Here is a 13004-nt window from a genome sequence, read left to right on the forward strand (position 1 = left end):
GGTGACGCCGTCCGCGGCGGCCGACATAGTCACCGGGACCGCAGGGACACCGAGCCGTGAGGAGGCAGCGACGTGGCTGCACCCACCCCCGTGGCGGGCCGCGTGAAGCGGGACCGCACCCATTATCTCTACCTCGCCGTCATCGTCGCCGTACTCGCCGGCGTCCTCGTCGGCTTCGCCGCGCCGGACGCGGCCGTGGAGCTCAAGCCGATCGGCGAGGGCTTCGTCAACCTGATCAAGATGATGATCTCGCCGATCATCTTCTGCACGATCGTGCTGGGCATCGGCTCGGTCCGCAAAGCCGCCAAGGTCGGCGCGGTCGGCGGGCTGGCGCTCGGCTACTTCCTGGTGATGTCCACCGCCGCGCTGGCCATCGGCCTGGTCGTCGGCAACATCGTGCAGCCCGGCGACGGCCTGCACATCACCGACGAGACCCGCAGCGTGGGCGCCGACCAGGCCGCCGCGGGCGACGCGGAGTCGACCACCGAGTTCCTGCTCGGGATCATCCCGCACACCATGGTCTCCGCGTTCACCGAGGGCGAGGTGCTGCAGACGCTCTTCGTGGCGCTGCTCGTCGGCTTCGCGCTGCAGGCCATGGGCCGGGTCGGGGAGCCGGTGCTGACCGGGATCGGGCACATCCAGCGGCTGGTCTTCCGGGTGCTCGCGATGATCATGTGGGTGGCCCCGGTGGGCGCGTTCGGCGCCATCGCCGCGGTCGTCGGCGAGACCGGCGTGGACGCGCTGAAGTCGCTGGCCATGATCATGATCGGCTTCTACGCCACCTGCGCGCTCTTCGTCTTCGTGGTGCTCGGCCTCGTGCTGAAGTTCTTCACCGGTATCAACATCTTCCGGCTGCTGAAGTACCTGGCCCGGGAGTTCCTGCTGATCGTCTCCACCTCCTCCTCGGAGTCGGCGCTGCCGCGGCTGATCGCGAAGATGGAGCACCTCGGGGTCTCCAAGCCCGTCGTCGGCATCACCGTGCCGACCGGCTACTCCTTCAACCTCGACGGCACCGCCATCTACCTCACCATGGCCTCGCTCTTCATCGCCGAGGCGATGGGCGACCCGCTCACCATCGGCCAGCAGATCTCGCTGCTCGTCTTCATGATCGTCGCCTCCAAGGGCGCCGCCGGCGTCACCGGCGCCGGCCTGGCGACCCTGGCCGGCGGGCTCCAGTCGCACCGGCCGGAACTGGTCGACGGCGTCGGCCTGATCGTCGGCATCGACCGGTTCATGAGCGAGGCCCGGGCGCTGACCAACTTCGCGGGCAACGCCGTGGCCACGGTCCTCATCGGCACCTGGACCAAGGAGATCGACAGGGACCGCGTCGAGCAGGTCCTCGCCGGCCGGGTGCCGTTCGACGAGGCGACCCTGGTGGACGACCACGCGCCCGCGCCGGCGGAGCAGCCGGAAGAGCCCGCGGACACGCCGCTGAAGCCCGGGTCGCAGCCCGTCAAGGTCTGAATAACCCGTTACGAATACGGAAACACAGGACAACCATTCGCCCCCCGGGCCGGTCTCCTTGGACGACATCGAGAACGGGCTGGGGGGCCAGTGGAGCAGCCGCACGTCAGCGTGGTCATCGCCGCGTACAACGCCATGCCGTACCTGACCAGGTGCGTCGAATCGGTGCTCGGGCAGAGCCTGCCGCCGGAGGCGGTCGAGATCGTCGCGGTCGACGACGGCTCGACCGACGGCACCGGCGAGGAGCTGGACCGCTTCGCCCGGCTGCACCCGGGGCGGGTCCGCGTCGTGCACCAGGAGAACTCCGGCGGCCCCGCGGCCCCCCGCAACGCCGGTATCGCGCTGGCCCGCGGCCGGTACGTGTTCTTCCTCGACGCCGACGACTACCTGGGCCCCGAGGCGCTCCAGCGGATGTCCGCCATGGCCGACGAGAACGGCTCGGACGTCGTCGTCGGCAAGCTCGTCGGCGTCGGCGGGCGGAAGCCGCCGACGTCGATGTTCAAGCGCGACCAGCCCGACGCCGACCTCTACAGCTCCCGGGTCTTCTGGGTGCTCAACCCCATGAAGCTCTTCCGCCGCGAGCTGATCGAGCGGCACGGGCTGCGCTTCCCCGAGGAACTGCGCACCGGCGAGGACCAGATCTTCGTGACCAAGGCGTACCTGCACGCCGCGAAGATCTCCGTGCTCGCCTCGTACGACTGCGTGTACTACGTGCTCCGCGACGACGGCGGCAACCTCACCACCACCGTCCGCAAGACCCCCGGCACCGGCCACGGCGGCCCGGGCAGCCCCGGCGGCTCCGGCACGCTCGCCGCGATGTTCGCCCTCGTCGGCGAGCACACCCCCGCGGGCCCCCGCCGCGACCACCTCCTCACCCGCCTCTTCGGGGTCAACCTCCAGCGCGCCCTGCGCGGCGTGCAGCGCGAGAAGGACCCGGAGCGCTCCCGCCGGATGTTCGCCGCGCTGCACGAGCCCGTCGCCCGCTGGTACAGCGAGACGGCGATCGCCAGGCTCCCGGCGATCGTGCGGCTCCAGGGCGAACTGGTGCGCCGCGGGCTGTACGACGAGGCGGTGGCGGTCGTCCGGTACATCGGCAAGCGCCGCGACGCGCTCGACCGCGCGGGCGGCGCCAGGCCGGTGCGCTGGCTGGCCCCCGCCGACTTCACCGTCGAGGGCGGCCGGGTCTTCGCCCACTACCCGTGCTTCCGCGACGCCCGCCTCGGCCTGCCCGACGACGTCTTCGACGTCACCCGCCAGGTCGGCGCCCGCTCCTTCATCCGGCCCGGGTCCGTCACCGTCGCCCAGGACCGCCGGGACTCCCGGGTGTTATCGGTCCGCGGCCGGCGCCGCGTCCGGCTGCCCGCGGTGGCGCTGGAGCTGACGGCGACCCGCGAGAGCGACGGGCGTACGGTCACGGTCGCCGTCCCCGCACCCGCCAACGAGCATGTGAACACCGCCACATCCGCCTCCGGCACGGGCGGCAAGCCGGCGTTCACGGCCCGTATCCGGCTGCCCCAGCCCGGCACCTGGCACCTCGCCCTGCGGATCGCGGGAAACAGCAGGTCGGAGCTGCCTTTGCAGGCCGTACGGGTGGAGAGCGCGAACCCCGCGCGGGCGCTGCTCGGATGGCTCGCCCGGGGCAGCCGGGGGGCGGTCAACCCGGCTTCCTGATCACGGGGAGGTGACGATCTCGTGCTCAGCTCGTAACCGGGTACAACTTTGCGCATCATTCGGATGTCTTCCAGTCGAGCCGAATTCACCCCGAATTCGGCTGACGCTCACGATCACCACCAGGAGCAGCAGTGTCGACAGGCGCCCCCACGGAGCCGACAGAGAGTACGTCAGGCCAGGCCATCCGAACCACCGCCGTGGTACTTGCGGGCGGTACGGGGCAGCGCGTGGGGCTCTCCATACCCAAGCAACTGCTGAAGATAGCCGGGAAGACCGTCATCGAGCACACGCTCACGGTCTTCGAGCAGGCCGACAGCGTCGACGAGATCCTGGTCCTCATGGCCCCCGGCTACGTCGAGGACGTCGAGCGGATCGTCGCCAAGGCCGGGCTGGCGAAGGTCCGCCGCGTGCTGGAGGGCGGCGGCACCCGCAACGAGACCACCGAGCGCGCCATCGCCGAGATCGGCGCGGGCCTCGCCGAGGGCGAGGACGCGAACGTCCTCTTCCACGACGCCGTACGCCCCCTGCTGTCGGCCCGCGTCATCGCCGACTGCGTCACCGCCCTGGAGCGCTACCAGGCCGTGGACGTCGCCATCCCCTCCGCCGACACGATCATCGTCACCCGGCGCCACGGCGAGGACGGCGAGTTCATCACCGACATCCCCGACCGCTCCCGGCTGCGCCGCGGGCAGACCCCGCAGGCGTTCAAGCTCTCCACCATCCGGCGGGCGTACGAGGTGGCCGCGGGCGACCCGAACTTCCAGGCCACCGACGACTGCTCGGTGGTGCTGAAGTACCTGCCGGACGTGCCGATCCACGTGGTCGCGGGCGACGAGTACAACATGAAGGTCACCCACCCCGTCGACGTCTTCATCGCCGACAAGCTCTTCCAGCTCGCCTCCACCTCCGCCCCCGAGCACAGCGACGAGGAGGCCCACCGCCGCCTGCTGGAGGGCCGCACGCTCGTCGTCTTCGGCGGCTCGTACGGCATCGGCGGCGACATCTGCGAGCTGGCCCGCGGCTACGGCGCCCACGTCTACCCGCTCGGCCGCTCCACCACCGGCACCCACGTGGAGAACCCCGCCGACATCGAGGCGGCGCTGCGCCGCGCCTACGACGAGACCGGCCGCGTCGACTACGTCGTCAACACCGCCGGCGTGCTGCGCATCGGCCGGCTCGCCGAGACCGACGACGCCGCCCTCGAAGAGGCCCTGCGCGTCAACTACCTCGCCCCGGTGCAGATAGCCAGGATCGCCCACAAGTACCTGGCCGAGACCCGCGGCCAGCTCCTGCTCTACACCTCCAGCAGCTACACCCGCGGCCGCGCCGAGTACAGCCTCTACTCCTCCACCAAGGCCGCCGTCGTCAACCTCACCCAGGCGCTCGCCGACGAGTGGGCCGGCGACGGCGTCCGCGTCAACTGCATCAACCCCGAGCGCACCGCCACCCCGATGCGCACCAAGGCGTTCGGCGAGGAGCCCGCCGGTTCGCTGCTGGCCTCCGAGGCCGTGGCCCGCACCTCCCTCGACGTGCTGCTCTCGGAGATGACCGGCCACGTCATCGACGTACGACAGCAGGATCCGACCCGCGGCTCGCGCGTGGACCGCGCGCTGGCCGCCGTGCTCGACCGCAGCGAGGACGGCGCAGAGGCGGGTGTGCGGTGACCGGAGCACTCCTTCGCCTGGTCCGGGTCGGCAGCCCCGCGGAGTTCGCGGCCACCGCCCTGATGCTGGTCTCGTACCCGCTGATGCTCGTGGCCGCGCTGGTCCCGAGCCTCGGCACGTTCGCCGCGGTGGCGGCCGTGAGCTACGTCTCCGACCACTTCCTGCACCGCCGCAACGTCTACCTGCTCACCCGGCTCTCCCGGGCCCGCGCGGGCCTGACGCTCCGCTTCATGCTGCGGCAACTGCTGCTCGTGCTGCTGCTGGCCCGGATGGGCGTCACGGGCGACACCCTCGGCTACGAGGCCATCGCCTGCTTCGCCCTCATCGCGACGCTCCAGGCGCCGCACAGCGGTCTGCTGACGCTGCTGCGCAACCGCCGCAAGCTGCCCGTCGTCACCCGCAACATCGACCTGGCGCCGCTCGGCATCTCCGACGCCGCGCCGCGGGTGCTCACCCACCGGGCCGCCGAGAAGGTCCAGCACCTCGACCTCTTCGCCGTCACGGGCGTGCTCGTCGCCGCCGAGACCGGGCGGGGCGTGTACGGCTACGCCGGCATGGGCGTGACGCTGGGCCTGACGCTGCTCTACATCCTCGTGGTGGCGTACCACCTGCGGCCCGGCGCGCTGCCGCCGAAGCGGGACGCGGTGCTGGAGTGGTTCGACGAGTGGCTGCGCGCCTACCGGCCGACCCTGGTGCTCTACTTCTCCGGCACCAAGGAGTCCACGTACCAGATCAACATGTGGCTGGAGACGCTGGAGGAGCTGGACGAGCGGCCACTGCTCATCGTGCGCGAGCAGCACACGCTGCCGGGGCTGGCCTCCACCACCGTGCCGGTGGCGTGCGTGCCGTCCGCGGTGCACCTGATGAACATGGACCTGGCCTCGGTACGGGTCGCGCTCTACCCGGCGAACGTCGGCAAGAACATCCACCTGCTGCGGGTGCCCACGATGAAGCACGTCTTCATCGGCCACGGCGACAGCGACAAGGTCGCCAGCATCAACCCGTACGCCAAGGTCTACGACGAGGTGTGGACCGCGGGCCGGGCCGGGCGCGACCGCTACGCGCTGGCCGACGTCGGCGTCCGCGACGACGCCATCGTGGAGGTCGGCCGCCCGCAACTGGCGCCGATCCGCCCCGCCGAGGCGCCCGCCGCCGGCCGCATCCCCACCATTCTCTACGCGCCGACGTGGGAGGGCTGGACCGACGACCCGGGCAACACCTCGCTCATCCTGGCCGGCGAGAACATCGTGCGCCGGCTGCTCGCCGCCGACCCGCCGGTGCGTGTGCTGTACAAGCCGCACCCGTTCACCGGCATGGTCAGCCCGCTCGCCAAGGCCGCCCACGAGCGCATCGTCGCCATGGTCGAGCAGGCCCGGACGGAACGCGCCACCGACCCCCGCTGGGTGCGCGCCGCCGCGGCCGAGCAGGGCGAGCGCGAGGCGGCGCGGGCCGAGCTGGCCCGTATCGAGGCGCAGTTGGAGCGGCTCGGCCGGCTCACGGAGGACGGCGCGGACGAGGCGCAGACCTCCCGCGACGCCGTGGTCGACCCGGCCCGCGAGGCGGAGGCGGCCCGGCTGAAGGAGGAGTGGAACGACGCCTACTGGCGCTCCTTCGGCTGGTGGGAGCACCGCGTCGTCACCGGCGACCGGCCGCGGCTGTACGACTGCTTCAACGCCTCGCACGGCATGGTCTCGGACATCTCCAGCGTCGTGTCGGACTTCATCGCCAGCGGCAAGCCGTACGCGGTGACCGACTCGGCGGGCCTGGGGGAGCAGGAGTTCAAGCGCCAGAACACCGCGGTACGGGCGGCGGTCATCCTCGACCCCGGCGCCGCGAGGATCGACGAGCTGCTCGCCGCCGTCCCCGACCCCGCGGCCGACCCGCTGCGCGGTGCGCGCGAGGAGCTGAAGGAATACCTGCTCGGACCCGACGAGCCCGCCTCCGTCGTCCGCTTCGGCGAGGCGGTGCGCGCGCTGGCGGAGAAGTCCGAGCGCCGCAATCTAGAGCGCGCCGTCTGAAGGAGACCCGCACGATGACCACCCCTGCGGACACGGCCGCGGCCGGACCCATACCCGACGTGACGGTGATCACGGGCGCGTACAACTCGATGCCCTACATCACCCGCAGCGTCACCTCGGTGCTGGAGCAGACCATCGGTACCGACCGGCTCCAGATCCTCGTCATCAACGACGGGTCCACCGACGGCACCGGCGCGGAACTGGACCGGCTCGCGGCCGGGAACCCGGGGCTGACCGTCATCCACCAGGAGAATTCCGGCGGCCCGGCCGGCCCTCGCAACGTGGGTCTGGAGCGGGCCACCGGCCGCTACGTGTTCTTCCTCGACGCCGACGACTACATCGGCCGCGAGACGCTGGAGCGGATGGTCCGCCTGGCGGACACCCACGGCACCGACGTGGTCGTCGGCAAGATGATCGGCGTCAACGGCCGCAACGCCCCGACGTCCATGTACCACCAGAACCTGGCCCGCACCGACGTGTTCAGCTCCCGCGTGTACTGGACGCTGAACCCGATGAAGCTCTTCCGGCGCGAGCTGGTCGAGAAGCACCGGCTCCGCTTCCGGCCCGAGCTGCGGGTCGGCCAGGACCAGCCGTTCACCAGCGCCGCGTACCTGAACGCCGACGGCATCAGCGTGATCGCCGACTACGACTGCGTGTACTGGGTCAAGCGCGACGACGGCGGCAACAACACCTCCGTCACCAAGGGCACCGCGCCGCGGATCCGCTTCCTGCGCGCGATGTTCGAGCTGGTCGGCGAGTACGTGCCGGAGGGCCCGCGCCGCCACCACCTGCTGGCCCGCCACTACACCATCGACCTGCCGCACACCATCCGGCAGTTGCGCCGCGAGAAGAACGCCTCGGACCAGCGCGAGGCGTTCCAGGACATGCGGCGGCTCTTCGACGAGTACTACAGCGAGGGCATGGCGGCCCGGCTGTCCGCGGTGGAGCGGCTGCTGATGGAGCTGGTGCGCCGCGGCGACCTCGACGATCTGCTCACGGCGTCGAAGTACCACAGGAAGCTGGGCGACCGGGAGGCGGAGCACCTGACGGAGAACGGCCGGGTCTACGCCCGGTACCCGTTCTTCCGCGACCCGGCCAGGAGCATCCCGGACGAGTTCTACGACATCACGGACGAACTGCCCATCCCGTTCCGGGTCGGCACGGCGGAGCTGGACCCCGCCACCGGCGTCGTCCACCTCGCCGGGAAGATCAAGGCACCCGCGCCCGACGGCTGGAGCGCCCCGCCGGCGATGCTGCTCAGGCAGCGCGGCGGCATCGTCGAGCACCGGCTGCCGCTCACCGTGGCCGAGCCCCGCGACGACGCCGGCTACCAGGACTTCCGGCTGGACATCGACCCGGCGACCGCCGGCGGCGGCGAGCCGCTGGCCGAGGCGCTCTGGGACCTCTCGCTGGCCTCCGGCGACGCCAACGTCACCCGGTTCGGCGACCGGAACAACCAGGACCTCGCCAAGCAGCCGGCGATGCACGCCGCGCCCAAGCACGCCGGCTCCGGCCAGGTCGTCACCCTCTACGCGATCCGCTCCACCGGCCACCTCACCCTGGAGATGGGCGAGATCAAGCACCACGCGGCCAAGCGGTTCGACGTCGCCGCCCAGCCCGTGACGCGCCGCGACGAACTCGTCGTCGACGTGCACGCCACCGTCTCCGGGCTGCCCGCGGACGCGGTGCGGCTCGACGTCGAGGGCCCGGCCGGCGTGGTCGCCTCCGCCGTCGCCCATCCGGGCAAGGCCGCCGGCGCCACCCGGAAGTACCGCGCCCGGCTGCGGCTCCCGCGCGAGGCCCGCAAGCACCGCGACGCCTACACGCCGCAGGTGACCGTACGCGCCGGGAGCCTCGCCTGGACCGTGCCCGTCACCCCCGCCGAGCCCGCCCCGGCCGACGCAGGACCGCCGGCCGGCCGGAACATCGCCACGGTGCTGCGCCGGCTCGCCGCGCGCAGGTGACGGCAAGGCACGGCAGGCGTACCCCACACCACCAGCACCGTTACCCGGAGGGTTGATGCACGGCCAGCAGGCCCCGGCGCTCGAAGCGCACGATCCGACCGAGCGCCGGTCCCAGCCGGACGCGCAGCGCGCGGCCGGTCCCGGCCGGGGGTTCCGCCCCGACGTCGAGGGCCTGCGGGCCGTCGCCGTCGGGGTGGTGCTGCTCTACCACGCCGGCGTCCCGCTCATCTCCGGCGGCTACGTCGGCGTGGACGTCTTCTTCGTCATCTCCGGCTTCCTCATCACCGGGCTGCTCGTGCGCGAGCTGGAGCGCAGCGGGCGGATCTCCCTCACCGGGTTCTACGCGCGCCGCGCCCGCCGGCTGCTGCCGTCGACCGCCGTCGTGCTGGCGGCGGTCGCGCTGCTGGCGTGGCTGCTGATGTCGCCGGTGGAACGGAAGACGGTCGCCAAGGACCTGGCCGCGGCCGCGCTGTACGTCGTCAACTGGCAGCAGGCGTCGCTCGCCGTCGACTACTCGGCGCTCGGCGCCGAGGCCAGCCCCGTACAGCACTTCTGGTCGCTGGCGGTCGAGGAGCAGTTCTACCTGGTCTGGCCGCTGCTGATCATCGCCATCGGCTGGTGGTGCACGCGCCGCGGCGGCAAGGCGGTGCGCCCGCGGCTGGCCGTCGCGCTCGGCGCCATCGCCGTGGCCTCGTTCGCGTACTCGGTCCACCTCACGCAGCAGGAGGCCGGCGCCGCGTACTTCTCCACCTTCACCCGCGGCTGGGAGCTGGCCGTCGGCGGGCTGGTGGCGCTGGTGCCCGCGGACGCCTGGCGCCGGCTGCCGGGCCGGCTCGCCGGCGGGCTGGCCCTCGCCGGGCTCGCGGCCATCGCGGTGGCCGCCTTCGGCTTCTCCGACGAGACCCCGTTCCCCGGCTCCGCCGCCGCGCTGCCCGTGCTGGGCGCTGCCGCGATCATCGCGGCCGGCGCCGCGGCGCAGGACACGGCCGGGGCGAAGCTGCTGGGTACCGCGCCGATGCGCTACGTGGGTCGCATCTCGTACTCCTGGTACCTGTGGCACTGGCCGGCCGTCGCCTTCGCGACCGTCAAGTGGCCCGGCATCACCACGGCGCAGCTCGCGGTCGTGGTCGCGGCGAGCTGGGTGCCCGCCGCGCTCACCCACAAGCTGGTGGAGAACCCGGTACGGGTCTCGCGCGCGCTGGCGCCCGTGGGCCGCGGCCTCGTGCTCGGCCTGGCCTGCACCGCCGCCGGCGCCCTGCTGGGCTGGCTGACCTGGGCCACCGTGCCGACCATGAAGCTCGCCGACCCGTCGCAGGCCCTCGGCGCCGCCGCGCTGCAGGACTCCACGAAGGTCCAGGAGTCCGCCTCCGTGCTCAGCCCGCTGCCCGAGGACGCCGACGCCGACGAGGGCGCGGTGTACGGCAACGGCTGCCACGCCGGGCAGCGCGACACCGAGGCCGAGGGCTGCGTCTACGGCGACAAGAAGTCGGACACCACCGTCGCGCTCTTCGGCGACTCGCACGCCGCGCAGTTCTCCCCGGCGCTGATCACCATCGCCGAGGAGCGCGGCTGGCGGCTGCTGGTCCTCACCAAGTCCGCCTGCACGCCCGCCAAGGTCACCATCTACAACCGGCAGTACGAGCGCGACTACACCGAGTGCGACGACTGGCGCGCTTCCGCCGTCGAGCGCATCGCGGCGGAGAAGGCCGACCTCGTCCTCGTCGGCAACCGCGACGACCAGGCGGCCATGCGCGGCGGCGACAAGCTCGACGGCGACGACAACACCGCCGCCCTGCGCGACGGGATGGCGGCCACGCTGCGCGAGCTGAAGGAGAACGGGGCGGACGTCACAGCGTTCGCCGACATCCCGTACCCGCCGCAGGACATACCCTCGTGCGTGTCGGGAGCCACCGACCAACTCACCGACTGCGCGTTCCCGCTGCGCGAAGGGCTGGGATACGAGCAGGTCACCACGGAGGCGGCGAAGCGGACCGGGGTCGACGTCATCGACCTCGGGCCCGAGCTCTGCCCGGACGGGACCTGCCCGGCCGTCATCGGCAACGTGATCGTCTACCGGGCCGGTGAGCACATCACCGAGACGTACATGCAGACGCTCACGGGCTGGCTGAACGACCAGTTGCCGGAGAGCGTCGGATGAGAGAAGGACTTCTGATGCCGACGCAGCCAACGCCGCCGTCGCTGGTGCCCACGGTGCCACGCGGCGGCCGCCTCCTCCACATAGGTCCGCACAAGACCGGCACCACCGCGCTCCAGGGCGCGTTCCACAGCGCCCGCGACCGGCTGCCCGCGTACGACGTGGTCTACGCCGGCAGCAAGCGGCAGCCGGTCGCGGCGGCGCTCGCCAAGATCGGGGTGGAGTTCCCGGGCCCCGCCGGCACGCCCGTACGCGAAGAGCTGGACGTGTTCCTGCAGCGCGACCGCCCCGGCATGGAGCGCTGGCGGCGGCTGGTCCGGCAGTGCGAGGAGGCCGGCGACCGGCGCACGGTCATCAGCACCGAGTACTTCTCCAACGCCGGCGATGACGCCGCCCGCGAGGTCGTCGCGGAACTCGGCGGCGGGGGGCGGGTGCACGTGGTCGTCACGCTGCGGCCGCTGCTGAAGATCCTGCCGTCGCAGTGGCAGCAGTACGTGCGCAACGGGCTGCGCTCGTCGTACGAGGACTGGCTGGAGGCCATGTTCCACCGGGAGCCGTGTATCGAGCCGACGCCCAGCTTCTGGCGTCGGCACCGGCACGACCAGCTGATCGCCCGCTGGGCGGCGGCCGCCGGCCCGGAGAACCTGACCGTCCTGGTGCAGGACGAGTCCGACCAGCAGATGCAGCTCCGCGTCTTCGAGGAGTTCGCCGGGCTGCCCGCCGGGTTCCTCGTCTACGACGAGCGCGACAACCGGTCGATGACCCACGGCGAGGCCGAGCTGGTCCGGCTCCTCAACGAGGAGTCGCACCGCCGCGGCTGGTCCGTGGAGCGGCACGGCAAGGTCGTACGCGCCGGGGCGCTGCGCCGGATGCGCGACAAGTACCAGCCCGGTCGCGACGAGGCCCGTGTCACCACCCCGGAGTGGGCGGTGGCCGAGGCCACGGAGCTGGCCGGGGAGATGACGACCGCCATCGCCGCGCTCGGCGTCAACGTCGTCGGCGACCTGGCGTCGCTGGCGAAGCGGCCGAGCGCGCCGGCCGCGCCGCCGGCCGAGGCGACGATCCCCGCGGCCGCGGCGGCGCAGGCCGTCATCGGCGCGCTGCTCGCGCAGTCCTCGCTCGACACCAGGGCCGCCGCCGAGGCGGCCGCGCCCGACACCAGGGCCGCCGCGGCGGCGAAGGACGCCGCTCGACCGAACTCCTCCGGGTCCGGCGCGTCCACCGCCACCGGGACGGCCGCCCCCACGCCCGAGCCGGCGCCCGCCGACGCCTCCGCCGGAGGCCGGGGCGGCGCCACCAACCCGCTGCGGAGCGCCGCCAGGCGTGGCCTTCGCCGTATCCGCCGATAACCAGAAGGACCTGCACGGATGTCGTTGAGAATCACTGTGATCGGCACCGGCTACCTCGGTGCCACGCACGCCGCCGCGATGGCGGAGCTGGGCTTCGAGGTGCTCGGCCTGGACGTCGTCAAGGAGAAGGTCGAGCTGCTCTCGGCGGGCAGGGTGCCGATGTACGAGCCCGGTCTCGAAGAGCTGCTGCGCACGCACGTCGCGGGGGTCGAGGGCGCGACCGGGCGGTTGCGCTTCACCACGGACTGGGACGAGGTGGCCGCCTTCGGCGACGTGCACTTCGTCTGTGTCAACACGCCGCAGAAGCACGGCGAGTACGGCTGCGACATGAGCTACGTCGACGCCGCGATCGACACCCTGGCGCCGCGGCTGGACCGCCCCTGTCTGGTGGTCGGGAAGTCGACGGTGCCGGTGGGCTCCGCGGCCCGGCTGGCCCGCCGGCTGGCCGAGCTGGCCCCGGCGGGCGAGGAAGCCGAGCTGGCCTGGAACCCGGAGTTCCTGCGCGAGGGCTTCGCCGTCGAGGACACCCTGCGCCCCGACCGGATCGTCGTCGGGGTGGCGAGCGAGCGCGCCGAGGAGCTGCTGCGCGAGGTGTACGCGGGTCCGGTCGGCGACGGCACCCCGTTCGTGGTCGCCGACTACCCCACGGCCGAGCTGGTGAAGACGGCCGCCAACTCCTTCCTCGCCACGAAGATCTCGTTCATCAACGCCATGGCCGA

Annotated in this window: 8 protein-coding genes; all 8 read left to right on the top strand. The window is 72.4% G+C overall.

Annotated elements, in window-relative coordinates; all coding sequences use genetic code 11:
• Nucleotides 1-90: 90 nt before the first annotated feature.
• On the top strand, nucleotides 91-1464 hold the full coding sequence (locus FB457_RS26165; RefSeq protein WP_047018204.1) for a cation:dicarboxylate symporter family transporter: 1374 nt from the start codon (nucleotides 91-93) through the stop codon (nucleotides 1462-1464).
• 90 nt (nucleotides 1465-1554) lie between these two features.
• Nucleotides 1555-3135 carry a glycosyltransferase family A protein gene (locus tag FB457_RS26170; protein WP_486589135.1) on the top strand — a complete coding sequence of 527 codons (1581 nt, stop codon included), beginning with the start codon at nucleotides 1555-1557 and terminating at the stop codon, nucleotides 3133-3135.
• Nucleotides 3136-3266: 131 nt separating this feature from the next.
• Nucleotides 3267-4799 (top strand): bifunctional cytidylyltransferase/SDR family oxidoreductase, encoded by a 1533-nt coding sequence (locus FB457_RS26175; protein WP_047018205.1) that lies wholly within the window; start codon nucleotides 3267-3269, stop codon nucleotides 4797-4799.
• Nucleotides 4796-6817 (top strand): hypothetical protein, encoded by a 2022-nt coding sequence (locus FB457_RS26180; protein ID WP_145783479.1) that lies wholly within the window; start codon nucleotides 4796-4798, stop codon nucleotides 6815-6817. The genes FB457_RS26175 and FB457_RS26180 overlap by 4 nt, the downstream gene beginning before the upstream one ends.
• Before the next feature lie 14 nt (nucleotides 6818-6831).
• Complete coding sequence (locus FB457_RS26185) at nucleotides 6832-8781, top strand: glycosyltransferase family 2 protein (RefSeq protein ID WP_052770478.1); 1950 nt, start codon at nucleotides 6832-6834, stop codon at nucleotides 8779-8781.
• A 55-nt stretch (nucleotides 8782-8836) separates the two neighbouring features.
• Nucleotides 8837-10939, top strand: coding sequence for an SGNH hydrolase domain-containing protein (locus tag FB457_RS26190; protein WP_145783480.1), 2103 nt, complete (start codon nucleotides 8837-8839; stop codon nucleotides 10937-10939).
• 14 nt (nucleotides 10940-10953) lie between these two features.
• On the top strand, nucleotides 10954-12285 hold the full coding sequence (locus FB457_RS26195; protein WP_047018208.1) for a hypothetical protein: 1332 nt from the start codon (nucleotides 10954-10956) through the stop codon (nucleotides 12283-12285).
• Nucleotides 12286-12303: 18 nt separating this feature from the next.
• A partial coding sequence (locus FB457_RS26200) for a nucleotide sugar dehydrogenase (protein ID WP_145783482.1) occupies nucleotides 12304-13004 on the top strand: 701 nt, incomplete at its 3' end.

Source organism: Streptomyces sp. CNZ287 (genome assembly GCF_007827615.1).

Coding starts and splice junctions, on each gene's coding strand:
- FB457_RS26195 (WP_047018208.1), top strand. CDS start 10,954: ATGCCGACGCAGCCAACGCCGCCGTCGCTGGTGCCCACGGTGCCACGC.
- FB457_RS26190 (WP_145783480.1), top strand. CDS start 8,837: ATGCACGGCCAGCAGGCCCCGGCGCTCGAAGCGCACGATCCGACCGAG.
- FB457_RS26185 (WP_052770478.1), top strand. CDS start 6,832: ATGACCACCCCTGCGGACACGGCCGCGGCCGGACCCATACCCGACGTG.